Raw genomic sequence first — 21,764 nt, forward strand, 5'->3', positions numbered from 1 at the left:
CGGGCGACCGGACGGGACCGGCGGCCACGCCGCACGCCCGGCCGGGGCGGCCGGGCTGCCCGGCGCGCCGCAGGCGCGCCCTTGAGGAAGTGAAGACTGTTTCGACCGATCTACGGTTCTGGGTCGGTCTTCGGCTCGAAGCGGCGGGCGTGTTCTGCGGCGCGCAGCAGCGATTGGGCGAATCGTTCGGCGTCGTCGGCCGACAGGTAGATCTCTTGGGTGAACAGCACCGCCAGGCGAACTGTGCCGTCCAGGGCGTTGGTTGCGACGTCGACCTGGCCCCCGTTGCCCGTCACGTCGTAGACCTCAAGGTCCAGATCGCTTCTGAACGCGCTCATGTCCTGAGCATGCATCAAGGGGCGCGCAGGTGTTCCTGTGCGGGTTCGTCGTGCGGGCTACTCGCTGGCGTCGATTCGGTAGGTGAGTTCGGTGCGGGCTGCTCCGATGCGGAGTTCTTCGAGGATGAGGGCCTGGTCGTCGGTGCCGCAGGTGACGCGGGAGACGTGTAGGACCGGGGTCGCGTCGGGCAGGCGCAGCGTGGTGCGCTCGTCGGGCAGTGGCATGCGGGCCCGTACCGATTCCGACCACCACAGCTGGTGCCCGGCCGCTGTCAGCATGGCGTAGATCGCGGCGGGGGCGGCGTCCGGCGTCTTGCCGAGATCGGGTACGGCTTCGGCGGTGGCGAAGGGGATCAGGGTGCGGTGCATCGCGCGCGTTCCGGTGGCCGGGTCGGCGAGCAGCTGGTCACAGCCGAACAGGGCTTCTTCCGTCTGGAGTCCCAGCAGCTGGGCCGCGGCTTCGGTGGTGTGGGTGCGGTAGGTGTGCGGTTCCTCGGCCTGTTGCCAGGTGGCGACGCCGTACAGCCTGAAATGCCCGGCCGGTGTCCTGCCGATGTGGCGGGAGATCGCGGCGACGGGGCCGCCGGCGGGGCGGACGAAGCTGCCCTTGCCGTGGTGGACGTCGATCAGGCCTTCCGCGCGCAGGGCGGCGACGGCGTTGCGGACGGTGGGGCGCGAGACCTTGTAGCGCTCCATGAGCTGGGCCTCGGAGGGGAGCGGGCCTCCGGGTTCGTACTCGCCGGCCAGGATCGCTTCGCGGATCGCGGCGGCGACCTGCTGGTAGAGGGCTCCGGGGCGCTGGATCTCTGTCATCTCGGCATCTCCGGGTGAGGTCGTAGACACGTCGCACGCGCGACATCACTCGTCAGCATAAGTAGTTGACCCCTCGGCGTACAGAGGCACATAGTCATCACTCGTAAGGACAAGTGACGTCTGAATGTGTCAGGCGTCCTCGATTGGCCAAGGAGGCCAAGCAATGCAGTCCATTCCCGTGGATACGGCACGACTGGGTGTACTGCGATGCGCCATCACACCCGAAGCAAAGATCAGCAACTTCGACACACAGGAGGTCAAGAAGGACCGCGACGGCAACACCATCTACACCGTCGCCGTCACCGTGCGACAGGACGGACGCCGGATATCCGTCATCGAGATCGCGGTCGCCGGTGAGCCCAAGGGCATCGAGGAAGGACAGATCCTCAAGGTCACCGGACTGACCGCGTTCGCCTGGGCCATGGGCGACCGGCACGGAATCAGCTTCCGCGCCGACGCCATCACCCCCGTCCACGGCACTCCCGCACCCGCGCCGACGACCAAGTCCGGCGGTGCGTGATGGGGCCGATCGCACTCGCCTTCGCTCTCGCCGCGCTGGCCTGGGTGCTCGTCGTCGGTGACCTGCTGCGTCGGCACCGTCCGGCCTGGCACTGGTACCTCGCCGGATACCCGGTCGCCGCGTGCCGGGTGGTGTTCACCTGGCGCAAGGTCGCGATGCTCAACGACCTCACCGTCTCCCGGCGCCCGCCCCGCGGACTGCTCGGCGACCTGGTCGTCAAGGGCGATCCACTGCGGCCCGTCGTACCCCGGCTTTCTTTCCCGCGGGCCAACCGCATGGGGCTGACGGCGACTGTGCGGCTGCACGCGGGCCAGACACCAGCGACCTACATGAAGGCGGCGGACGCCATGGTGCACGCGTGGAAGGTGCACGCGGTACGGGCCACCTCGCCGGAACGCGGCCTCGTGCTCCTAACGGCGACGGCAAGTGATCCGCTGGCCCGGCCGGGCTTAGCCTCGGCGCCCGCCGTTCTCCTGTCCGCCCTGATCGGCGTACTGGAGAGCGGCGGCGCCTGGGTCATGGACCTGCGACTCGTCCCGCACTGGCTCATCGCCGGCGCCACCCGCTCCGGCAAATCCACACTGCTCGCCCGACTGATCACGCAACTCGCCCCGCAACCCGTCGCACTGGTCGGCATCGACTGCAAGGGCGGCATGGAACTCGGCCTCTTCACCGAACGACTCAGCGCACTCACCACCTGCCGCCGTGAGGCGGTCGCCGTACTCACCGCACTCGCCGTCGACATGCAGGACCGCATGAGTGTCTGCCGTACTGCGGGGGTCCGCTCGATATGGGAGCTCCCGGAGAAGCTGCGGCCGGTGCCGGTCGTGGTGATCGTCGACGAGATCGCGGAGCTGTATCTGTCCGACGGGCGGCGCGAGAGCAAGGCGGAAGCCGAACAGTGCTCCACCCTGTTGCTCCGCCTGGCTCAGCTCGGGGCCGCGCTCGGCGTGCACCTGGTCGTCGCCGGCCAACGCGTCGGCTCCGACCTCGGCCCCGGCGTCACCGCGCTGAGGGCCCAACTCGGCGGCCGGATCTGCCACCGCGTCAACGACCCCGGCACGGCAGAGATGACGCTGGGCGACCTGAACAAGGACGCCGTCGTTGTCGCCCAGTCGATCACCGCAGGGGAACAGGGCGTGGCCGTGTGTACCGGCCCGGACGGCGGCTGGAGCCGGGCCCGCTCCCACCTCACCTCGACCGAACAGGCCGCAGCAACGGCTCGCAAGCACGCGGCCCTGACCCCCGAACTGCCCGGCATCGTCCGCGCCCTCGCGGCGCTCGAAGGAGACGACAAGTGATCAGCACAGGTACCGCCGTGTCCCTCGTGGTCGTCTTCGGGATCATCACCTTCCTCCTCGTCCGCTCCCGCGACGTCCGTGCCTGGGAAGCCGTCTGCATCGCCCTGTTCGGCATGTACCTCGGCCAGACCCCCGTCAGCCTCACCATCAACGGCTTCATGACCTGGGGCCTGAGCGGCTTCGCCCACTTCTAGCCCGGCCGGAAGGCGCAGGACCATGCCCATGCCTCGCGTGAGATGCCCCGTCTGCAAGGGCGACGGAGCCCGCAGGACCTGGACCGGCCGACATCGGCGCTGCCGCGTCTGCCGGGGGACCGGAACCATCCGCTGACCCATCGAGCCGCCACCTGACCACCGAAGGAGCAAGCCCATGACCGACAGCGCGCCACCCACCACCACCCGAGCCGCTACGGCGGCCCACCCCGGAAGGTCACCACCATCACACCCGAGTTCACCTCGGCTGACAGGCGCGCCGCCCTCGACCGCGCGGCGCGCCTGCGTCGGCTCCCCGAAGCAGACCGCGACGCCATCCGCATCGCCCAAGATCCCCAGTTCGCCCGCTGGCTCGACCAGGTTCGGGCCACCGGTGGGTGCGCGCACCCTGTGCACTTGTCCGGGTCGACCACCACCCTGGACGGTTCGACCGGCGAGATCATCCAGCACTACGACACCCGCAACGAGCCCGGTGAACGGCTCCTCATCCGGTGCCGCAACCGGCGTTCAACCGTCTGCGCATCCTGCTCCCGACTCCACGCGGGCGACACCTACCACCTCGTCCGCGCCGGCCTCCTCGGCGGCAAGAACGTCCCGACAACGGTCCGCGACCGACCCCGGCTCTTCATCACCCTGACCGCACCGTCCTTCGGGCCCGTGCATCGTGACGGGGACCGCTGCCGTCCCCGGCGCGACCGCGGACGCTGTGAGCACGGTCGGCCCCTCGGCTGCGGCGCCTTCCACGCCGCGACCGATCCCCTCGTCGGCCAACCCCTCTGCGCCGACTGCTACGACTACCCGGCCCACGTCCTCTGGCACGCACACGCGGGCAAGCTGTGGGACCGCTTCGTCATCGGCGTCCGACGACGGCTGGCCACCTCGGCCGGCCTCGTGCAGTCCCGATTCGCCGATCACGCCCGACTGTCCTTCGCCCGCGTCGCCGAGTACCAGAAACGGGCTGCCGTCCACGTCCATGCTGTCGTTCGCCTCGACGGACCGGCCGGACCTGACGACGAACCCCCGCCGTGGGGCACCACCGACCGACTCATCGACGCCGTGCGTGCCTCCGCCCGGCGGGTCCAGGTCCGCCCTCCCCACAGTCCCGCCGTCGGCGAACTCGCCTTGCGCTGGGGTGTCCAGCTCGACGCCGGGCCACTCCGCGCCGACGGCCTCGGACCGGACGACGACGCCGTAGCCGCGTACGTCGCCAAGTACGTCACCAAAGGAGCAAGCGAAACAGGCGCCGGCACCGACCACAGGATCACCACCCGGGAAGACATCGACACGGCCTCCGTCAGCGACCACGTCCGAGCGCTCATGCGCACCTGCTGGCGACTCGGCAGCCTTCACGAATACGAGCCGCTCCACCTGCGGGCCTGGGCCCACACCCTCGGCTAACGCGGCCACATCCTCACCAAATCCCGCGCCTACTCCATGACATACGCGGCACTCCGCGCCGAACGCGCAGAACGCCGGGGCCGTCGTCCGTCGGACACCCCCGACACAACCACTGAAGCGCACTGGCGCTACGTCGGCTCCGGCTATACCCGCGGTGCGGCGCTCCTGGCCGCCGGAGTAGCTGAGGACATCGCCATCAACCATGAGATCGCCTGTGACGAGCGTGAGGCGCCCCGGTGACGAGACGCCACAACGAGCAGTGGGCTCGGGCGGTCGAGCGTCAGGCGGCCAAGTTCCCGACACGTATAGGGCCGAAGAACGCTGCGCGACTCGCACGACTTCTCACCCCTGTACGGAATGATCTCTAGCCTCGAAACTGCATGCCAGGTTTGGCATATGGTGCCACGCGAATCGAGAACGCACCTGCGGAAGTCACTTGGGTAGAGATTGCCATCAGCAAGTCATTGCGTCGATGGCTGACCATCCGAATCAACAGACTGCCGGAATGCTGCATTTCAGTTAATGGCCCGGTGAAGCCAGCGCCGGTTAACAAGCTGCGCCTATCGGTAAATATAACCGCGCGACGTTCTGAAAGCAGGAAGCGGCAGGCAAGTTTTAGGAAAATTCGGGTAGGCGGTTGAGTGTCTATCCGATTTTGAGATAATGTGTCCACATCAAAACAAAGGAGGCTGCTAGGAGTGCAAAAAGCGCCCCCATGAGAATCATTTGACGGACTTGCCGGATCTGCATGCTCAACGTTGAGCTATCTCTGATGAGCAAGTATGAAGCAGCGAATGCGACTGGGACTAGAATCAATGTGACATCCGCAGAGGTTAGGCCGTGACTGTGGCCCGCGGGGAAATCGATCCAAACTACATCACTCGCATCTGTTGCTACGCGCCAAACGAGCAAGGCGAAAGCCAATAGCGTAATTCCAATCGTAAGGTTGAGCATCCATGCCTGAACCCTGGTGAGACCCAACGGAGATTCGATGTAGATACGTTCGGGTCGCGACCGCGTCGAGTCCTGCAATAGGAACAATTCGGTGGTGCTCTCCTTTTCGTCAGGTTTCGCGGTGCTTTTATTTCCAGTTCCTTTTCCGTTCAGGATTTCATTTCCGCTTCCTTTCTCATTCAGAATTTTGGGCCATCCGTTTCGATGCTTAAGGCGTACGGACGTGTCAGTTACTCGCACGCTGACGTGATTCGTTTCCGCGTCGGCGAACGCCACCATGTGCCAGGCGTGTTGTTTGACGAGCCGATTGTAGGGTGTCTCGGTGCGATTCAGTCGTCTCTCTGGTTGGAAGTAAATGGCACGCTTGTCCTCTACTGTGATGGTGAATGGCTGATCGAGCGGTACTGTGCATTTAACGAAAACCATCCATCGGTACCCGTAGGCAAAGTATGCGGAGAGGAATCGGCTGGCGGCGGCGTTCGGGGAACCTTCGTTGTGGGCCTTCGTGACAACGTGGCAAACATATTCAAGGAGCTTGTTGACTTCCTCTGATTTAGGGTGGGTCGCATCGCTCTCGAGGTGCTCGTCGATATCTTCCCTTTTCGATCTGTGGTCCAGCTCCTGGAAGAAGTAAGGAAGCGAGATTAGCGGGTTCTCCGCCCCGCTGGCATAATCTGGAATGACATAACTCTCTGCCACTTTTGCGATCGAGCTACACCTCTTCGCCCAGGTGGCAAAGTTGTTAGCCATGTCGACGTTAACTGGCACCTCCGATTCTTTTGTGCAAAGGTAATCTCGATCCGCCAAGTATCTGGGGTAATCTAGCCTTTCGTATTTTCTTAGTGTCTCTTCGTAGGAGTAGGAAGGATGATAAAAGAGAAAGGTCAGAAAATCGACAAGATACTCCGGCTCTCCTTCCTCGGGTGTGAGCTCAGCCTCCCTGGCGAGTTGGATAACGTACTGAGCGGCAATCCTTGCGCCTTCATCTTTGGAAAGGCGAGTTACTTGTCGCTCGGCAATCGTAATCTTTAGGTCAAGTAGGGCGATTTTAGGGAGTTCTGTAATGGGGAGAATCAATTCGATAGTGTCAAGGCCATCTCTCTGTGTCCATGGGGCCAGCTTGCATAGTTCCCTTTGGAGTGCTCTGGATTTTTTCGTCTTTTCGTTCAAGACTTCCTTAAGTGGCCTTACGTGAATATCCCGTCGGCGCTCGCTCCAGAAGGCGCTCGACAGTTCGATGCGCTCGATTGCGCGCAAGCGCCAAGTTGGCATGTCGGCGAGAAGAGCTACCGCTGCATCGTCGAACCGTGTGGTCGCTGATTTCTCCATCCAAAACTCCTATGTTAAATCTGCTATCTCGATAATTACCCGCAAGGTCTTGAATGAGTAGCACCTTGCTTCGATCAGCGTACAAAGTTCCCCCTAAAGATTGAGGGTCGACAGAGTCGAAGAGGAGGTCTGCGTCTTCTCGATGCAGAGCTGCACGACGACCATCAACTGGCGGACGTCATCAATGTGCCGTTGGAGGAGCGGTCGGCGCTTCCCCGTTGCGGCTGGTCGGCGATCTCCCGCAGGCGCCGTTGTCGTCGGGATGATTTAAGGGGTGGTGCCAAGAGGCTGGAATCCTCGTTCCGGTGGTGGCGGTTTTCTTTGAAGCCATGCATGAGGCATCGAAGTCCGCAGCTGACCGCATCATCGACGATCTTGGCCCGGCGCTCGCGTTGCAGCTGCGCAAGCGGTCCCGCTGGGACACTGTATTGATCGTGGAAGACACCCTGGTGCTCACCCGCGATCACACGGTCGCCGAGCAGTCGAAGAATTTTCGGTACCCACCAAGGACACCGTCCTAGTCCAGCGGGTTCGGCTTGATGTCCACGCGGTTGGTGTCGAACCCCCTGCCCTTCCTCGTCGCCGGGAGTACGACCACGGCCGCGAACAGGAACCGGTAGATCGCGTTCATCCGCTCGTAGTCCTCAGCCTCCTCCAGCTTCTTCCAGTTGGCTTCGGCCTCCGGTCCGGCGATGCCCTCCAGGACGGCTACGGGGCGCTTCACCGTCTTCCGCTGGCGCTCCTTCACCCGCTTGAGTACGACGGCGCGCATGGTGTGGAACTCGGCGGTCGTGAAGTCGTCGTCCGTGAGCCACAGTTGTTTCAGCTCCTCCAGCTTCGCGCGGTCCTTCTCGTCCGCGATCACGTCGGCCTCGGGGCGAGTGGTCGTCGCGGGCTCGTAGCCGGACGTGTCCAACTTCGTGAGGACCTTGACCGCCACATCGCGGGCGAACGCTTCGAGAGGAACGGCGGAGACGGATCGTCCGGACTTCTGCTGTCCGACTTCGTCGGCTCGTATGCACCGGTAGTAGGCGTACTGCATGCTGTTCGTACCGGCCATGCGGGCACCGCATGAGCACGTCGCGACTCCGCGCAGCAGATAAAAGCGGCTCGGTCGCTTCTGGTCGTCTCTGTGCTGCTGGGCCCGGTACTCCCTGAGCCGTTGAACCTCGTCCCACTGGCCGCGGTCGATGATGGCCGGCCACGTCCCGGTTCCGACTTCCTCGCCCTGGTGGATGCGGACACCGGCCACGAAGTTGGACGACAGCAGACGGCGGACGTGCTCCGGCTGCCAGGTCCTGCCCTTGGACGTCGCCACTCCCCGCGCGGTCAGGTCCTGGGCCAAGTGCATGGGTGACTCGCCGTCCAGATACCGCCGGAAGACCTCGCGGACGATCTCCGCCTCTTCCTCGATGATCGCCTTGCCGTTGGCCGTGTAGCCGTACGGGCGGCTGCCCACATGCGGCCTGCCCTCGCGGGCCTTGTCCTTCAGGGCGTCCTTCAGTCGACGTGACGCGTCGTCGGACGAGCGGCAGGCGTGGGCCACCTCGATACGGAGGATGAACCGGTCGTCGGGGTCCGAGAGATCGCGCCGGTTCGCCTCGCCGTGCAGAAGCACGCGCTTGTCGTCGGCTATCGAGAGGAGTTCTTCGAGGTCCTTGGGCTGCCGCATGAGGCGGTCGGGGTGGTAGACGATGACGTGCCGGATCTCTCCGTCCGCCATCGCGCGCAGCATTTCCTCCCACCCGGGCCGCTTGCGGTTGCGCTGCCACGCCGAACGGTTGTTGTCGATGTAGACGTGGGCCGACTCGACACCGAGCTGAAGGCGTTCGGCGATCTCGCGGCAGATGCGCTCCTGCCGGTCGACTCCGGTCTGATCCTCGTCCTTGGTGTGCGAGATGCGGCAGTAGATGGCGGCGGGCTCACCCGGGGTGATCGCGGCCTTGGCTAACTTAGGTCGGCTCATGGAAAACACTGTATGAGCCCGGTACGACCTCCGTCATCCGTAAAGCGGCGAACCTCGCCGTCGTCGCCGGCGCGGTCGCGGCCGTGTCCATGGCCGGTGCCCCGGCCGCGACCGCGGAGCCGGTCCAGCACGGCTGCGCGTACCCGTACGTCTGCTTCTACGTGAATCAGGCAGCCCTCACGGCCGGCCACCCCGCCGCCAAGTTCCAGGTCATCACCAGCGGATTCCAGGACGTCACGTCCCGCGACGGCTACGTCATCCTCAACACCCGTAACGACGACGTGGCCTACCTGCGCAGCAACGCGGGCACGCTCTGCGTCGGGCCTAACACGACCACCGTGATGAGCCCCGGCCTCACCGTCAACGGCGTGAAGATCTCCAGCAGCGCGACCTGCTGACACCGCGGCGGGCGCGCACGGGGTGCGCCCGCCCACTCCGCACACGGCCGACCCGCGGCCTTGGACGGCCTCGCCGAAGAACGACTACCGTCCCACCGCCGGGGACGGTCCACACCGGCGGGGGCCGCGACCCGGCTGGGCCATCGACGCCACCGACGAGCAGACCATCGCGATGCTGCCGGAGAGCGTGTGGACGACCGGAGTGCGGCGGGACGACGAAGTCCACGGGATGAACGCCTCATCAACGGCGCCAGTTTTCCCGTTCGCACGTTCGAAGATCCCGCTCAGGGCTCGGGAATCCATTCCACCGGAGGGGGCATCCGGCTGTAGTGGGCTCCTCTGGTGCCGTAGCGGGCGAGGTGGAGGGTCTCACCGTCGATATGGATCTCTGCCGGCGGAGGGTTGGGAACGGAGATCCGCGGGTGGGCGTACTGGTGACCTTCGATGAAGAGAAGCTCCCGTTTGCGTTTCCGGCCGTCCGCCCAGCGCTGGGCCCGCTCGCGGGTCCACGGGTTCTGCAGGGTCCGGGGTACGGCCGGGTCGTGCTCGTAACCGTTGAGGCTGCGCACCAGAGCCTCGCTGTAGACGCCCTTGACCCGGAAGTTCTCCAGGTCCTCCGCGCGTACGATCATGTTGACGTACCGGCGGCCGTTGCCTCGGTGCCGGCCCACCGCGGGCCAGCGACCCCAGCCGGGATCCCAGCGGACGGGCGGGAGCCACAGCAGGGCACCCGCGCGGAAGTGCTTCGTGCCGTGCTGGAGGTCAAGACCGCTCTCGCCGTGCGCGGTTTCTCGCGCCACGTTGGCCACCAGGCACCAGCCCAGCAGCCCGTCCGGCGCCTCTTCCTCGGTGGGTTCCGTGTCTGTCACACCGAGAATTTTGAGACACGAGACGGGGCGCGAGCCAGCCTTTATCAGCTGAGCCGACCTGAGCGAACCACATGGTCATCCTCACCCGCAGGACACGTCAGCCACGTTCGAACGTGCGACCGGGGAAGGCGACGTCGCTGGCGGGAATCCTGACCGCTGCTCCGCCCGGCTCGACCACGAGGGTGAACTCCCCCTCGCCGACGGAACGTCGATCCGGCTGGAGGTCGACCACCTGCCGATGGCTCGGAGCGCTCCGCCGCTGTGGCTGTGATCCTCCAAGACCAGTGCCACCGGGATGATGTGGACCGCAGGTGCCAGGCCTTTTCCGCCGCTTCGACCCGGAACACACTCCTGCCCACTCCTCCGGCGTTGAAGGCGGGCCGTGGGCGCGGCGGTCCGACTGCAGCATGGACTTCCGCACCGCCGCCCGCGGACGCCTGTGGGTGGCCGGCCACGGCCTTCGACGGGAGGATCCCGCGGCCCGTACACGCCCGCGCGGATCGCACGGCAGATCTGGGCCGATCACGGCAGGTCAAAGCTCCGTGTGCGGCGGCACCTCGAACGGGTCGTCAGCCCGCGGCGGCGGTGAGAGCTCCGAGAGCGCCGGCCTGGGTACGCCAGTCGGTCTGGTTGGGGAGGGTGCCGGCCCAGCGTTCACCGAGGGCGTTGAGGGAGCTACGGTCCTGGGCCCACAGCGTGTCCGCCTGCTTCTGGAGGTAGCCCTGGTAGGCGCTGGAACCGGTGGCCTTCGCGAGGTCGGCGAGGTTGCGCATGAAGATGCCCTTGAACTGCTTCTGGTTGTCGTCGCAGGACGCCGAGCCGACGTCGCAGGACTCGGTGAGCACTCCGTCCCGGGTCAGCGCCGGGCTGCTGATGGCGGCATCGGCCAGGGTCCGCGCGGTGGCCAGCAGCGAATCGTCCCCGGTCGACTTCCACAGCTCGGCGAAGCCGCCGATGGCCAGACCCTGGTTGTAACTCCACACGGTGCCGCCGTTGTTGGCGCAGGTTGAGGTCAGTCCGTCGTTCACCAGCCCGGCAGAGTTGATCATTCCGCTTGATCTGTACCAGGCGGCGGCGGTTCTGGCCCGCTGAAGCCATAGCGTGTCGCCGGCGACGCGCTGGTGCAGCGCGGTGGTCAGCCAAAGGTACTGGCCGTTCGTGACGGCGTTCTTGTAGGTGCGTTCCCGGTCCCACCACACGCCGCCTCCGCAGGTGCCGGGGTCCCAGTACTGCTGGATGTATCCGGCGATGGTGACGGCCTCGTCGAGATAGCGGGAGTAGCCGGTGTAGTCGTACGCGTCGATCCACGCGATGGCCCACCAGCCCGAGTCGTCGATGGAACGGCTGATGAAGTGGCCCTCGATGGCGTCCGAACTGCGCACTCCGGCGGCGAAGGCGCCCTTGTTCTGATCGTACGTGCGCGCGACGACCCAGTCGTAGTCGTGCGTGCCGGTCGTCCTGGCGAAGTCGATGAGCGAGGTGAGAGTGGCGGCGGAGTTCCACCAACTGCTGGGCCACCATGCGTTGTAGGGGTCGTACGACGACATGAGGGCGTCCGCCGCGGCGCGTGCCCGGGTCGGTGCGGGCCTGGCCCACAGGGTGCAGCTCCCCTCCTGGTGGCCGGCCTCACGACCGCACGCGCGGACCGCGCCACCGTAGAGGAGGCCGCGCGGATCACGGGTGGCGTACATCGCCGTACGCGTGCCGGCGGCTCCCTGCGGGACGACGGTGCGGCCGAGGGAGGAACCGTCCGGCCAGGTCGAGCCACCGTCCCAGGAGCGGTCCAGCCAGATTTCGTCGCCACCGGCACCGGACTCGATGCTCGCCCACGCCATGGAGTTCTTCTGGTCGACGTGCAACCGGATCGTGCGACCGTAAAGAGCAGTGGACGGCACCGGCTGGTTGTCGCCGGCCGCCTGGCCGACGCCGGTGCGGTCGCAGAGCGTGTCACAGACGGTCGGATAGGCCCAGTCGGTGCAGCCGACGACGGCGGCGTCGCCGCAGGCCCGGACCAGCCCGCGTCGGTGGTTGCGGGGATCGGTGATGTCGTACATCAGCGTCCTGGTGCCGGTCCAGGATCCCGGGACGGCGGCCTTGCCGAGCAACCCGTCCCAGGTGGCACCGCCGTCCCAGGAACGGTCGAGCCACACCGAGTCGCCGGTCACACCACCGTCGATGCTGGCCCACGCCATGTCGTCCGCGTCGGAGACGTGCAGTACGAGGCGCCGGCCGTTGAGATCTTTGGTCGGTACCGGAAAACTCTCCTGCCGAGCCAGCGAGGGATCCAGCGTGTCACAGGCCAGCACGCACACCTGGGTGGCGGCGGCCGCGGGCGTCGCGGCCGGGACGACTGCCGCACACGCCAGAACGGCCGCCAGGAGGAAACTGAGAATCCGTGATCCGACAACGATGTCGGCGCTGCGCAGGGACACCGGAACTCGCCTCGATTTCACGATGGAGGATGCCGGTCGGCGAGCACGGCCAGGAGCGACGGTCCCATGGTGTGCCGAGCGGGCGGCGATCGAGTCTGGTCCGTACCTTCCTCAAAACAGTGAACCGACTTGGCGCATCCCTGTCAATGCTGTCAACAAGGCCCCTCCGTACGGCAGTTCATGGTGGCGACGACAGGCGACAGGCAGGCAGGCGGCCTGGCTCCCCTTGGGCTGTGAGAGAAGCCAGGCCCTTCCCCCGTTCGGCTGACGATCCCGAATGCTGTCGTGTTCGCCGGCACAGAGGCCCGGGATGCCCTCTCCGTCGTCATCACCGGGAATCGACGGCACCGGGGTGACCATTGACCCTCGCCGGGTTGCTGCCGGTGTCGGAAGCGGCGCCTGTTCGGTCAAGTGGTCCTGGACGCAGGCGGGTTGGCTGCGTGACTGGGCGGGCAAGAACCGCACCTGGGCCGACGTCAGTGACCGGTTCGGGCCACCCACCTGGTGAGTCGTCAGCGAACGAGGGCATGGCCGCCAGGGTGGCCGTGCAAGCTGGGTGCATGGATGTGATCGAGGTACTGCCGAGGCTGCGCATGCTCCGCTTCCCGGTGGGTGCGGCCTACTTGTGGCGGGACGGCGACGAGCTGACCCTGATCGACACCCAGGGCTGATTCAAAGTCCTGGTGATCAAGCCCGTCGGCTGGTCAGAGGGCATCCAGGAGGTCGATCCTGGGGGAAGGATCGACTCAGGTGGGGTGGAGGCCGGGCAGCGACTCAGCGGGCACATCCGCTGGGGGCTGACCCCATAATGCTTCGCAGCCCGGACCCGGTGCGGCCGTCAGTCCTCGGTCGGGACGGGAAGAGGAGTCCGGGCTGGACGGCGCAAACCTTGAGCCGGCGGATCTCTGGCGCCCGTGCCGCTTGTCGCACGTGCGGCGTTGAGACGGGATCTCGCGCCAGGGCAGGCACCGCAACCGGCGACCGTGTTCCTTCTGCTTTCTCTTCACGACCAGGAGTAGCGGGCGCCCCGAGTGGCGATGTGCTCGGCGTGGCCGATCTGGGTGTGCATCGCGTCGGGAGTAATCACCTGGTTACGCAGGCCGAGCGGATCCAGCAGCAGGGCGAAGGCGAGGATCTCGTTGCTCTTCGCGGCGATCTGCCGCTGAGAGACGACAGCTTGCCCCTCGTGCAGGACGACGGGCAGGAAATGGATGGGGCTCTGATCGCCGCGACGGCTACCGCGAACGGCCTTGCCCCTCGACGGCAAGGCCCAACAGCGCGGGCTGGCACTCCTCCCCGCAGTGGCGCTGAAGAACGTCGCTCGGGATCGATCGCACGCGAACGCGGCCCCTGTTCGTGATCAAAGGCTTCGACAACCTTGATCATCAAGGGTCGCGTTCGTAGTCTCCAGACCGGGCAACCCGGCCACCTCGGCACATACACGCACGCGGCGAGGGAGCACGCATCAGCCTGCCCTATAGGTCGCCGGGATTCGGCAGTCGGAAAATTCTTTCGTCATACTTCCCGGGGTCGCTCAAATCCCACTCATCCATGAACAATGCATCTGCATCAGATGTGCGCGAGAGCAGAGCATCGCGAAGAGCAGCAGGACGGCCTTCCAGTTCACTTTCCAGAGGCGGCAAGACGACGTGTAGCGTTTTGGGGGTGTTCGCGTAGAACTTGACGTTGATCGTGTCTGGTGATCCGGGTTGGTTCTCGTCAGTTACCACTTCGGAGTTCTTTACGAGCTGCCTGCGGTACTTCTCGTCCACCATTGCCCGCGCAGCTGCCTTCGCCAAGGTCTTGTCGCCGTAACGCGGATCAAGAAGAGCCAGAGTCTCGCGCCAAATGCGTAGTGCATTCTGGCCAGTCTTGCTTAGATCGGAGCCGATCAAGCCTTCTTGATAAGGCTTCGTGCTGTCATTCGTGCTGTCATGGTTCATGCCTACAACACCTCCAAAAGGCCTTCAGTAACCAACCGCTTCACTAGATCCATCCGATCACCCTTGGACAAGTTACCCGGCAGGTCACTGACGGTAAACTGATCATTTTGGGCGATGAATTGGAGTGCTGGTGCAAGAAACCTTGGCCCAGTCACAAAGTTTCCCGCGAATTCGATTGTGGCTCGATCCGGGGTCAGCCGCACTAGACAGAGAATCTCTGATGGCCGCGCAACGATTGACTCGTCGCTCATTCCGGCGATAGCATCGAGCGATCGGAACCGGCTAAGACCTGTGGTCACGTCCGCCGAGATAAGCCTGGAAGTGACTCTTTCCTTTGCCTTCTCCATGAGCTTACCATCGGACAATGCGACTGAAACACGGCGCGCCATATCCCTTACCTGCCCCGTGTCGAGCGGCTTTTCTGGATATCCTACTGGAAGGGCGCTACGAAAAATGACATCTTCTTCTGCAAGTAGCGCGAGCGCATCTTTGAGCAAGTCGTGCCAGCGGATGGCGTGCACACCAACCGTAAGATGCAACGACGACGAGTCTCCCGTGACGGCCTCGTGCCGGTAACCACGCGGTAGGTAGAGGGTGTCCCCCGGCGCGAGCGTGTACGTCTGGAAATCTGGCAAACTCTGCTTGCCGTGCCGACTGCTAACGAGCGGAAGCTCAATAGATGGGCTCGAGACATGCCATTCCTTCGTCCCGTGGAGCTGAAGAATGAAGACATCATGCATGTCGACGTGAGGCCGGAAGCCCTGAGCATTTGCTGGGGTCAGATAGAGATTGGCCCCAACTGGATGATGTAGCACCGCTTGCAGTCTGCGGCAGAGGCGGCCTACGGCCGCCGAGCGACGGTGCATCTGGTTTATGACGACCGTGAATCCATCATGATACGAACGGTAGACCGCTTGGACGTCTGCGGCACCGTTTCCGGTCATCCGGACGTTGTAATCTGACGATGTACCATCCGGTTCGGACCGAGTGAGCCGCTCACCATCTGCCGGCGATAGGCGATTCGACACAGTTGTAGTGAGAAGATCATCAACTTCATCCAAGCTGGGCAGGTCTGCGAAGTATCCGATCTGGCTGCGGCTCACCCACAGCGGCGCTGATTCGTAGTGCAGTTCATGGAAATCGCGCGGTTTTACTGGGTCGAGAAGCCACGTAAGGCTGAAAGTTGAGCATGGATGGTATCCGACTGAATTCCGCTGATGTTCTTGACTCGGGGAACGATCCCTGACCTTCATTGTGGCCGCCTCGGCGGCAATTGGGAGAGAATGAGGGTCGTTGTCGACGACGCGGCCACCGGGGTTGGGCTCGACCTGCTCCTGCGGCATGGCGCCTCCAAATATGGGGCCTTCTCCATATCCAGCCTGGCACTGACGGGGAGGACCGGCAACTTCTCCCTGCGGGCGACTGCTGCACATGCGCGCTTATCCCAGGCTCTCACAAGGCCCCCTGCCGACCCAGCCGAGTTGCCCCTTTCAAGTGACGAGCCGCTGGACCACTGTTACTGAAAATGCCTCTGCTATCAGGGTGCGGTGGTTTGCGCCGTCCAGCCCGGACTCCTCTTCCCCCACCCCACAGGGCTGATTCAAAGTCTTGGGGGTCATGGAAACGTGCAGGTCGCTGAGGTGTGACGATCTGGCGGAGGTCCGTCACGAACACAACGAAGCTCCGGTTGACGGGGTGACCTTCCCAAGTCGCCCTGCCCGTCCGGAGCTTCGATGTGCCGCCAGTCTGCCACTGTCTGCCTGACCAAGTCGCCCACCGCCGCCCAGCGCGGCGTGAACGGTGTCGCCGAACGGCTGGCCGTTCTTCGCGATCCGCGAGATCGGCGGGGACGGCGCCATTCGCTGGCATCGGTCCTGCTCACCGCCTGCTGTGCGGTGCTGGCCGGGGCTCGTTCCTATCTGGCCGTGGGCCAGTGGACCCGCCATGCACCCCTGGATGCACTGGCCCGCCTCGGCGTGCGCGCCGCCGGCCCGCTGGGCGTGCGCCGTGCGCCGTCGAGTTCCACCATCCGCCGTCTCCTGACTCTCGTATGTCCCGGCGGGCTTGCCGACCTGCTCGGATGCGACCCCGCGGGCAGTCGGCACCTGGCCATGGACGGCAAGACCGCCCGCGGCTCACGCACGGACACCGGCCCGGCCGCCCACTTGCTCTCCGCCGTCCTGGAAGGCGGACGCACCGTCAGCCAGCTGCGGGTGCCGGACAAGACCACCGAGGTCACCGGCTTCACGAAGTTGCTGTCCCCGTTCGACCTGGCCGGTGTCGTGGTGACCGCCGACGCCCTGCACACCCACCGTGACCACGCCAGGTGGCTGGTCGAAGCGAAGAGGGCGCACTACCTGCTCGTGGTCAAGCGGAACCAGCCGACGCTGCACAACGCGTTGCGCTCGCTGCCGTGGAAGGAGGTGACCGCCCGTCGCTATGACCGCGAGGCGGGGCACGGACGACGTGAGACCCGCTCGGTGCGCACCCTCACCGTCACCAGTCTCGGGCTGGACTTCCCGCACGTGGCTCAGGCCGCGAAGATCCACCGACATCGCACCGACCTCAAGACCGGCAAGATCACCCGTGAGACCGTCTACGCCATCACCGACCTGACAGCGCGTGCGGCATCTCCCCAGGCCATCGGCCAACTCGCCCGCGCGCAATGGGGCATCGAGGCCGTGCACCACGTAAGAGACACCACGTTCGGCGAGGACGCCTCGAAGATCCGCACCGGGCACGGACCGGAGAACATGGCCACCCTGCGCAGCTTCGCGATCAGCACCCTACGCACCGCTGGGCACCACAGCATCGCCGCCGGCCTGCGCGAGCTCTCCTACACACCCTTCACCCGCCCACTGGACCTGATCGGACTGCCCTGACCAGCGACACCACATGATCACCAGGACTTTGAATCAGCCCTGGATCGACACCGGGACGGCTGATTGCGCTCCGAAGATCGAGCAAGCACTGGACGGCGAGCTGCGGCGGATCGTGCTGACGCACTGGCACGAGGACCATACGGGCTCGGCCGCCGAACTGGCCGCCCGGCACGGCGCTGAGGTGGTTGCTCACCGGCTGGAGGCACCGGTGATCCGGGGCGAGGCGGCCGGGGCACCGCCGGTACTGGAGGAGTTCGAGGTGCCGATCCGGGCGGCGCTTCCGCCATTGCCGCCGGCCCCGCCGTGCCCGGAAGCCGAACAGCCTCGTTGACAACGCCCAGCGCCATGATGGCAGCGCGGCCACAGGCACTCCCCTGGCCACAGAGCTGGAGGCTCCGTGTTCAGGGATCTGTGCATGCCCTGTCTGTCCAGCGGCCCGGGCAGCCGCCAATCACGCGACCTCCTATTGGGAATTCAGACAGGGCTGTGACAGTTCTGGGCAGGCTCGATGCAGCGCACGGGAGCACGGTGTTGTCAGAGCGGGGTGGTACCTGTACCGCATGAACACTGATCAGGTTGACCCCGTTGAGCTGGCGGCACTTCGTGCGGCGTTCGATGTCGATGACGGAGGTGAGTCGGCTCTTGGATGGGAGGCGGTACATGCCTTCGAGGCAGAGCACGGGATCTTGCTGCCCGAGCCGTATCGGACCTTCGTCGCCGAGATATCGGACGGCTCGCACTCCGGTCCGCCCGAGTACGGACTGATATCGGTGGCGGAGCTGCCGGACGACTGGGGCGGCGAACCGCAGGAACGTGACCTGAGCAGGCCGTTCCCGCTGGCTGAGGCGTGGACGTGGGAGGACGAAGCGGACCCCGCCGAGGACGCCGCCGAGATCCTTGAACAGGTCTATGACCATGGCTCGATCGTGCTTGGCACCGACGGCTGCGCGTTGAACTGGCACCTGATCGTCACCGGGCCTCACCGAGGGCACATCTGGATGATCAGTGACGTCGGCGCTGCCCCGTTCGGCGCGCAGTTCGGCTTCACCACCGCAGAGCCCGGGTTTGCCGGCTGGGTCCGGCACTGGGCGGAGAGCAAGCCCTGGTATGACGCTGCGTGACTCTTGGTTCAGTACAGCTCAGGCAAAAAGGCTGGTGCGACCGGCTCTCGGGGTGCTCATACCGGTCGTTCGAGCTGTCCAAGGATCCGCGGTTCATCGAGAAGGTCCGCGACGTCGTCGGACTGTGTCTGGACCCGCCCGAGCGGGCCGTCGTCCTCTGTGTGGACGAGGAGTCGCAGATCCAGGCGCTGGATCAGTCGGCACCTGTGCTGCCGAAGATGCCGGGCATGCCCGAGCGCCGCACCCATGACTACGGTCAGCCCGACGCCAACTGTTCCGCTATCTCCTTGATCCAACCGGCGGTCTTCGCCGGGTCGTTGAGGGTGTCCGCCCACGCTTCCGGTTCCAGCTTGTGGTTGGTGGGGCCTGATTTGAGAGCGATGAGGAGGGCCCTTGCGGATTCCCTCATCTCGGCCGTCGTGCTGCCGCTGCCTCGGATGTCGGGACCCGCCGCCAAGGCGTAGATCTCGCGCGCCATGGCCTGGCGTTCGCCCTTCGACACCTTCTGCCAGAACTTCAGGGCATGCTTCAGCGAATCATTGCGGGATGCGGCCTCCGCCGGGGTCTCGCCCTCCGGCGCCCAGTGCTCAGGGTGGCGGGCCTCTTCGTAGCGCTTCGTGGCGGCGCGCAGCGCCTTGTACAGGGTGACGCCGAGGACGAGGCCGGCCCCGGCCCCGGCGAGGCCCCATCCGACCGGGTTGCTCGCCAGCCCGGCTGTTCCCGCCGCGACCGCCGTCACGACGCCGGCCGCGGCCTTGGTGGATTCGCCCAACGCGCCACCGACCGTCTCCTTGCCGATCTTGGTGAGCTGCTTCTTCTTCGCGTACTCCTGCACCGTGCTCAGCTTTTCCACGTCTCTCTCTGCGCGCTGGAGGCTCTCGGCGGCGTCACGGGCTTCACCCATCGCCTCCCAGGCGGCGTCGATGGCCTCGGAAACGAGCTCCAGCCGTCCCTCGCCTTCGTGGTCCCAGTAGGCATCCAGCGCGACGTACGCCTCCGCCGCGGCCCAGTCGGCCTGCTCCCGTGACTCGTTCAGCCGGGCCAGTGACCCCGCGTGGACGAGATGGGGATCTCCGAGCTCCTTCACCTTCTTGTACTTGCGGGCCGCTCCCCCGACGCGGAAGGCTGCCCGTATTCCCTTGATCGCGCCGACGGAAGCGCTGGCGATACCACTCGCCTCGGACGCCACCGCGGCGTCCGCCGCCTTCTGGATCTTGGTCACCTCCTTGGCGATGGCGGCGCTGTAGGCTCCCGAACCGGCGGCTCCGATGACCGTGTCGGTCCCCTTGCTCTTGGCCTTCTTCTTCGCCGTGTGGTGGCCGGCCCCGGTCTCGTGCTTCTTGGCGTCCTGCATGTTCTTGTACGCGTCCATGCCATTGACCACGGTGCCGGCGACCTCCGTGAGGAGGTTTCCCGACGCGGCGGAGGTCCCCGAGGCGGCGGCGGAGTGCTTGAGTCCCTCGTTGGCCGTGGCGGCGGCCTCCTGGGTGAAGCCCGCGTTGGTGGGGCTCTGGACACCCTTGATGAAGGTGTCGATGGGCTCGAGACTCTTCTTGAACCTGTCCAGGAGCCCGGCGATCTGGTCGCGATAGTTCTTCTTCGCTCCGGCGGACGCGCCGCCGGCTTCCGGCGCCTTGCCCTTGTCCGCGCCCCTGGCACGCTGCACCGCCGCGGTCGTGGCCCGGTTTCCGGCGCTGGACTGCATCTGGAGGAAGGCGTGCTCCACCGAGTTTCCGGACGGGCTCCCTTCCCGACGCTGCCGGGCCGACGTCGTGACGGCTGCAGACTGCCGTGTCGGGGTGCGGTGGACCGGGGTGCTCATGGACGTTGCCTCTCCTGCTGCCGGAACCAGGCGAGGCGAAGATAGCCGGGCGCGGCCAACGGACGGGGTGCAGTGGGGAAACTCTTCGGGGATGCTGTGAAGCACGTTGTGGGAGAACCGGTCTCGCGGGAGTGACCGCGTCGCGTGTCGTACCGGTTCAGTCAGCGGGCGGACCGACTGCGGCCTGCGGGTGGCGAGTTGTGGTGCCTCATGAGTGGCTGCGGGACAGTTCCGGCTCGGGCTGCGACGTCTGGTCCTGTCGGGGAAGCAGGAGCGGGGTGGTCAGGATGAGCAGTCCCGCGACCGTGAGAGCGGTGCGTGGGCTGGTGGCGTCGGCGAGCAGCCCGCCGAGCGCGGTGAAGACGGCGATGGACGCCTGCTGGCCGATCGACCAGGCCGACAGGGTGCGGGCGACGAGATGCCTGGGGGTGTGTTCGAGCCGGTAGGTGGCGAGCACCGGGCTGTACAGGCTCATGTTGATGATGATCGCCAGCTCGACCGCCATGACGGTGACGAGGCCGACGACGCCGGGACGGACGAAGGCCAGGCCGACCAGCCAGATGGCACGCAGGGTGCCGACGGTCCGGAAGACCCGGTGCCGGCCGTGGCGGGCCACGACACGGCGGGCCAGCCGGGAGCCGATGAGTCCGCCGAGGCAGGGGGCGGCGAAGGCGAGGGCGTACTGCCAGGGCGGGAACCCGAGCTGGCGAAGCAGGAGCACGGCCAGCAGCGGCTCGGTGGCCATGATCAGACCGGCGACGAGCATGTTGTTGAGGTAGAGCGGCCGCAGACCGGGGTGGCCCATGATGTGCCCCCAGCCGTCGAGCAGTGCGCCCGCCCGGAGCGGGCTCTTGTCGGTCGTTCGCGGAGCTTCTTCCTGGCCGCGGATCGCGGTGATGCCCAGTGCGGACAGGAGGTAGCTGAGGGCGTCGGCCACCACGGTGGTGACCGGCCCGAACAGGCCGATCGCCGCCCCGCCCAGCGGTGGCCCGACCGCGATGGAGCTCCAGTTGGTGGACTCGAACCGCGCGTTGGCGACGAGCAGGTCATCCGGCCCGACGAGGGCCTTGAGATAGGCGCCGCCGGCCGCGTTGAAGGCGATCTTGGCTGCGGCGACCACGGCCGAGACAACGAGCAGCTGGACAAAACTGAGCCGGCCGAAGGCGTAGGCGACCGGGATCGTCGCCATGGCCCCGAACCGGGTCAGGTCCATCATGATCATGACCGGGCGCTTGCGCCGGAACTCCACCCACGGCGCGAGCGGCACCGCGATCAGCGCACCCACCGCGGGCCCCACCGCGGACAGCGCGGACACCTCAGCAGGGCCGGCACGCAACACCAGCACGGCGATCAGCGGCAACGCCCCGAACCCCAGCCCGGACCCATACGCGCTCACCGCATATGACGCCCACAGCCAGCCGAACTGCGGTCCCAACCGTCTCCTGCCCACCATGCTCAGCGCACTC

At 65.9% G+C, this 21,764-nt stretch carries 18 protein-coding genes and 4 pseudogenes; 11 read left to right on the forward strand and 11 right to left on the reverse strand.

What is annotated here, in order from left to right; genetic code table 11:
* Positions 1-110: 110 nt before the first annotated feature.
* On the reverse strand, positions 111-338 hold the full coding sequence (locus tag ACFYW8_RS43425; protein WP_389093181.1) for a hypothetical protein: 228 nt from the start codon (positions 336-338) through the stop codon (positions 111-113).
* Between the two features lie 57 nt (positions 339-395).
* Positions 396-1,151, reverse strand: a complete 756-nt coding sequence (locus ACFYW8_RS43430; RefSeq protein WP_389093185.1) for a GntR family transcriptional regulator — start codon at positions 1,149-1,151, stop codon at positions 396-398.
* A gap of 163 nt (positions 1,152-1,314) precedes the next feature.
* On the opposite strand from ACFYW8_RS43430, the gene ACFYW8_RS43435 reads away from it, so the two are divergent.
* The 4 genes and pseudogenes from ACFYW8_RS43435 to ACFYW8_RS43450 all read left to right on the forward strand — a co-directional run bounded on the left by ACFYW8_RS43435 (position 1,315) and on the right by ACFYW8_RS43450 (position 4,822).
* Positions 1,315-1,671 (forward strand): hypothetical protein, encoded by a 357-nt coding sequence (locus ACFYW8_RS43435; RefSeq protein WP_389093188.1) that lies wholly within the window; start codon positions 1,315-1,317, stop codon positions 1,669-1,671.
* Positions 1,671-2,972 (forward strand): FtsK/SpoIIIE domain-containing protein, encoded by a 1,302-nt coding sequence (locus tag ACFYW8_RS43440; protein ID WP_389093193.1) that lies wholly within the window; start codon positions 1,671-1,673, stop codon positions 2,970-2,972. The genes ACFYW8_RS43435 and ACFYW8_RS43440 overlap by 1 nt, the downstream gene beginning before the upstream one ends.
* Positions 2,969-3,166: a hypothetical protein gene (locus ACFYW8_RS43445; protein ID WP_355212615.1), complete on the forward strand. Its 198-nt coding sequence runs from the start codon at positions 2,969-2,971 to the stop codon at positions 3,164-3,166. The genes ACFYW8_RS43440 and ACFYW8_RS43445 overlap by 4 nt, the downstream gene beginning before the upstream one ends.
* 300 nt (positions 3,167-3,466) lie before the next feature.
* Positions 3,467-4,822, forward strand: a pseudogene (locus ACFYW8_RS43450) (replication initiator).
* 405 nt (positions 4,823-5,227) lie between these two features.
* Here ACFYW8_RS43450 and ACFYW8_RS43455 read toward each other — a convergent pair.
* Positions 5,228-6,865, reverse strand: a complete 1,638-nt coding sequence (locus ACFYW8_RS43455; RefSeq protein WP_389093198.1) for a hypothetical protein — start codon at positions 6,863-6,865, stop codon at positions 5,228-5,230.
* Positions 6,866-7,206: 341 nt separating this feature from the next.
* Here ACFYW8_RS43455 and ACFYW8_RS43460 point away from each other — a divergent pair.
* Positions 7,207-7,365: pseudogene (locus ACFYW8_RS43460) on the forward strand (IS5/IS1182 family transposase); the annotation flags it as partial.
* Between the two features lie 17 nt (positions 7,366-7,382).
* On the opposite strand, the gene ACFYW8_RS43465 reads toward ACFYW8_RS43460, so the two are convergent.
* On the reverse strand, positions 7,383-8,831 hold the full coding sequence (locus ACFYW8_RS43465; protein WP_389093201.1) for a recombinase family protein: 1,449 nt from the start codon (positions 8,829-8,831) through the stop codon (positions 7,383-7,385).
* 89 nt (positions 8,832-8,920) lie between these two features.
* Here ACFYW8_RS43465 and ACFYW8_RS43470 point away from each other — a divergent pair, with 89 nt between their 5' ends.
* Entirely contained in the window at positions 8,921-9,229 is a 309-nt protein-coding gene (locus tag ACFYW8_RS43470) for a hypothetical protein (RefSeq protein ID WP_389093263.1), read from the forward strand.
* 284 nt (positions 9,230-9,513) lie between these two features.
* Here the strand turns inward: ACFYW8_RS43470 and ACFYW8_RS43475 are convergent, their stop codons facing one another.
* Positions 9,514-10,098: a hypothetical protein gene (locus ACFYW8_RS43475; protein ID WP_389093205.1), complete on the reverse strand. Its 585-nt coding sequence runs from the start codon at positions 10,096-10,098 to the stop codon at positions 9,514-9,516.
* 569 nt (positions 10,099-10,667) lie between these two features.
* The gene (locus ACFYW8_RS43480; protein WP_389093210.1) at positions 10,668-12,530 is read right to left on the reverse strand and encodes a glycoside hydrolase family 76 protein; all 1,863 of its coding nucleotides are present in this window, start codon (positions 12,528-12,530) and stop codon (positions 10,668-10,670) included.
* A 527-nt stretch (positions 12,531-13,057) separates the two neighbouring features.
* Between ACFYW8_RS43480 and ACFYW8_RS43485 the strand changes: the two are divergent.
* Positions 13,058-13,189 (forward strand): annotated as a pseudogene (locus ACFYW8_RS43485) (MBL fold metallo-hydrolase); the annotation flags it as partial.
* 344 nt (positions 13,190-13,533) lie between these two features.
* On the opposite strand, the gene ACFYW8_RS43490 reads toward ACFYW8_RS43485, so the two are convergent.
* The 3 genes from ACFYW8_RS43490 to ACFYW8_RS43500 form a co-directional block, all read right to left on the reverse strand.
* Complete coding sequence (locus ACFYW8_RS43490; RefSeq protein ID WP_389093213.1) at positions 13,534-13,797, reverse strand: hypothetical protein; 264 nt, start codon at positions 13,795-13,797, stop codon at positions 13,534-13,536.
* A gap of 208 nt (positions 13,798-14,005) precedes the next feature.
* Positions 14,006-14,473: a hypothetical protein gene (locus ACFYW8_RS43495; protein WP_389093217.1), complete on the reverse strand. Its 468-nt coding sequence runs from the start codon at positions 14,471-14,473 to the stop codon at positions 14,006-14,008.
* A gap of 2 nt (positions 14,474-14,475) precedes the next feature.
* Positions 14,476-15,816, reverse strand: coding sequence for a cupin domain-containing protein (locus ACFYW8_RS43500; protein ID WP_389093222.1), 1,341 nt, complete (start codon positions 15,814-15,816; stop codon positions 14,476-14,478).
* A gap of 390 nt (positions 15,817-16,206) precedes the next feature.
* Here ACFYW8_RS43500 and ACFYW8_RS43505 point away from each other — a divergent pair, with 390 nt between their 5' ends.
* From ACFYW8_RS43505 to ACFYW8_RS43520, 4 genes and pseudogenes are all read left to right on the forward strand, one after another.
* Positions 16,207-17,355, forward strand: a complete 1,149-nt coding sequence (locus ACFYW8_RS43505) for an ISAs1 family transposase (RefSeq protein ID WP_389093226.1) — start codon at positions 16,207-16,209, stop codon at positions 17,353-17,355.
* Between the two features lie 13 nt (positions 17,356-17,368).
* A complete protein-coding gene (locus ACFYW8_RS43510; RefSeq protein ID WP_389093230.1) occupies positions 17,369-17,686 on the forward strand; it encodes an MBL fold metallo-hydrolase in 318 nt (105 codons plus the stop codon).
* Positions 17,687-17,915: 229 nt separating this feature from the next.
* Entirely contained in the window at positions 17,916-18,476 is a 561-nt protein-coding gene (locus ACFYW8_RS43515) for an SMI1/KNR4 family protein (RefSeq protein WP_389093234.1), read from the forward strand.
* 65 nt (positions 18,477-18,541) lie between these two features.
* Positions 18,542-18,730: pseudogene (locus ACFYW8_RS43520) on the forward strand (IS630 family transposase); the annotation flags it as partial.
* 2 nt (positions 18,731-18,732) lie between these two features.
* Here the strand turns inward: ACFYW8_RS43520 and ACFYW8_RS43525 are convergent.
* Positions 18,733-20,298, reverse strand: coding sequence for a hypothetical protein (locus tag ACFYW8_RS43525; RefSeq protein ID WP_389093238.1), 1,566 nt, complete (start codon positions 20,296-20,298; stop codon positions 18,733-18,735).
* A gap of 208 nt (positions 20,299-20,506) precedes the next feature.
* On the reverse strand, positions 20,507-21,751 hold the full coding sequence (locus ACFYW8_RS43530) for an MFS transporter (protein ID WP_389093241.1): 1,245 nt from the start codon (positions 21,749-21,751) through the stop codon (positions 20,507-20,509).
* Positions 21,752-21,764: the final 13 nt, after the last annotated feature.

The organism is Streptomyces sp. NPDC002742 (assembly GCF_042888885.1).
Lineage (GTDB): Bacteria > Actinomycetota > Actinomycetes > Streptomycetales > Streptomycetaceae > Streptomyces.